The sequence below is a fragment of the Nevskia sp. genome, assembly GCF_023266035.1.
Taxonomy (GTDB): Bacteria; Pseudomonadota; Gammaproteobacteria; order Nevskiales; family Nevskiaceae; genus Nevskia.
In genome coordinates, this window is record NZ_JAHFRY010000013.1 from 19,730 (window position 1) to 22,507 (window position 2,778).

At 65.9% G+C, this 2,778-nt stretch carries 3 protein-coding genes; all 3 read left to right on the forward strand.

The window, feature by feature from the left end:
• A partial coding sequence (locus Q0D45_RS03030) for a hypothetical protein (RefSeq protein ID WP_366946327.1) occupies positions 1 to 277 on the forward strand: 277 nt, incomplete at its 5' end.
• Complete coding sequence (holA, locus tag Q0D45_RS03035) at positions 265 to 1,305, forward strand: DNA polymerase III subunit delta (RefSeq protein ID WP_293388325.1); 1,041 nt, start codon at positions 265 to 267, stop codon at positions 1,303 to 1,305. The genes Q0D45_RS03030 and holA, both read left to right, overlap by 13 nt.
• 62 nt (positions 1,306 to 1,367) lie before the next feature.
• Positions 1,368 to 2,603 carry a glutamate-5-semialdehyde dehydrogenase gene (locus Q0D45_RS03040; RefSeq protein WP_366946328.1) on the forward strand — a complete coding sequence of 412 codons (1,236 nt, stop codon included), beginning with the start codon at positions 1,368 to 1,370 and terminating at the stop codon, positions 2,601 to 2,603.
• Positions 2,604 to 2,778 lie beyond the last annotated feature (175 nt).

A 2,778-nucleotide genomic window follows, 5' to 3' on the forward strand; every position in this document is an offset into this window, starting at 1 on the left:
ATCCCAAGCATTACCGCCACGGCCCCGGGCTCTATCACGCCGAGGATTCGAACGCGGTCTGGCGCGAGGTGACGGCGGATACCTTGTTCGTCGACGCCGGCAAGTCTTTCGTCAAGATGCCACCCGAACAGCGCGCGGCGCGGGTCAGCTGCTTCCGTCGCCACCGGGTCGAACTACTGCCGGAAGCCGGGCACATGCTGCATTTCGACGCCCCCGAAGAAACCGCGGCGCTGGTCGCTGCGTTCCTGTCGGCCTGAACTCAGCATGGCGCGCCTGAACCTGTCGCAACTACCGGCCACGCTCGCCAAGGGCCTGGCGCCGCTGTACGTCGTCGGTGGCGAGGAACCGCTGCTGGCTCAGGAAGCGCTCGATGCGATCCGCGCCAAGGCGCGCGCGGTAGGCTATTCCGAGCGGGAAGTGCTCGATGCCGAAAAGGGCTTCGAGTGGGGCCTGCTGCTCGATGCCTGCAATGCGATGTCGCTGTTCGCGTCCTTGCGCATCGTCGAACTGCGCCTGCACAACGCGCCCGATGTCGCCGGCGGCAAGATCCTGCAGCAGCTGGCCAGCGCGCCACCGCGCGACGTGCTGCTGCTGATCCACGTCAACAAGCTGGAATGGCGCACCCGCAGCGGCGGCTGGTTTTCGGCACTCGAAGCGGCCGGTGCCAGCCTGTACTTCGAAGCGATGAAGCCGGGCGAGCTGCCGGGCTGGATCGGCAGTCGCCTGAAAGCAGCTGGGCTCGATGCCGAACCGGAAGCGCTGCAACTGCTCGCCGAGCGCACCGAGGGCAATCTGCTGGCCGCCCAGCAGGAAGTGCAGAAGCTGGTGCTGCTGCATGGCAAGGGCGCGCGGCTGAATGTCGATGCCATCGACACCGCAGTCGCCGATTCCGCACACATCGACGTCTTCGGCTGGATCAACAAGATCATGGCCGGCGATGCCCGCGGCGCGATGCGTGGCCTCGATACCTTGCGTGGCGAAGGCATGGATATCGTGCCGATCACCCTGCTGCTGGCCACCGGCCTGCGCCAACTCGCCAACGTCGCCAATCTGATGGCGCGCACCGGCAATGCGGCCTCGGCTGTCGAGGCCGCGCGCATCCACAAGGCCAACCAGGCGGCCTACACAAAAGCCGCGGAACGCTCGACGCCGAACCAGGTGCTCGGCTGGCTGCGCAAGTGCGCGCAGGTCGACGCCCAGGCCAAGTCCAGCGGCGGTCAGCCGCAGGCCTGGGAAGAGTTGTTAACATTGATCGTGGCCGTTTCGACGACGGCGAGGAAAAAGGCGGCAACGGCAAGGCGATGACTGCGGCAACCAACAGGGAATTCAGGAAGGACGCGGCCGGCAACGACGCGGTCAACCGCTACATGAAAGAGGTCGGCACGCGCGCCCGCGCGGCCGCCCGGCTGATCGCCCGCGCCAGCACCGGCGAGAAGAACGCCGCCCTGTTCGCGCTGGCCGATGTGATCATGGCCGAGGCCACCACCATCCTCGAAGCCAACGCCCTGGATCTACGCGCGGCCCGTGATGCGAAGCTGGACGAAGCGCTGGTCGAGCGCCTGGAGCTGAACCCGTCCCGCGTGGCCGCGATGGCCGATGGCGTGCGCCAGGTCGCCGCCCTGCCCGATCCGATCGGTGAAATGTTCGATCTGAAGATGCGGCCGTCCGGCATCCAGGTCGGCAAGATGCGGGTGCCGCTCGGCGTCGTCGGCATCATCTACGAATCGCGCCCGAACGTGACCGCCGATGCCGCAGCGCTGTGCCTGAAGTCCGGCAATGCCTGCGTGCTCCGCGGCGGCTCGGAAGCGATGCACAGCAATCAGGCGATCGCCCGCTGCATCTCGCGGGCACTGAAATCCGCCGGTCTGCCCAGCGATGCGGTGCAAGTGGTCGACACCACCGACCGCGCCGCCGTCGCCGCGATGCTGGCGATGCCGGAAGCGATCGACGTGGTCATTCCGCGCGGCGGCAAGGGCTTGGTCGCGTTCGTCTCCGAACATGCCAAGGTGCCGGTAATCAAGCATCTCGACGGCAACTGCCACGTCTATGTCGACCAAGAGGCCGATCTCGACAAGGCGGTGTCGATCGCCGTCAATGCCAAGACCCAGCGCTACGGCACCTGCAACACAATGGAAACGCTGCTGATCGATGCCCCGATCGCCGCCAGGCTGCTGGAACTGCTGGCGCCGATCTACAGCGGCCACGACGTGGAACTGCGCGGCTGCGAACGCACCCGCCAGATCCTGCCGCAGGCCAAGGCCGCGAAGGCCGAAGACTGGGATACCGAATACCTCGCGCCGATCCTGGCCGTGAAGATCGTCAACGGCATCGACGATGCAATGGACCACATCGCCCGCCACGGCTCGGCGCACACCGATGCGATCGTCACCGAGAACTACACGAAGGCGCGCCGTTTCCTGCGCGAAGTCGATTCCAGTTCGGTGATGGTCAATGCCTCGACGCGCTTCGCCGACGGCTACGAATATGGCCTCGGCGCTGAAATCGGCATCTCCACCGACAAGTTCCACGCCCGTGGCCCGGTCGGCCTCGAAGGCCTGACCTCGGTGAAATGGGTGGTGCTCGGAGATGGCAATGTCAGGTGAAGCAGTGGCTCGTGATCAGTGGTTAGTGGCCAGTTGAAAAGCGAAACGCCGCGTATCACTCCTCTCGGGCCAGATTCTCTGGTCACTGGTCACCAGCCACTGACCACTGCGGTCAAGGCGATCGGCTTCTTCGGCGGCACCTTCGCACCGATACACAACGGCCACCTGCGGCTCG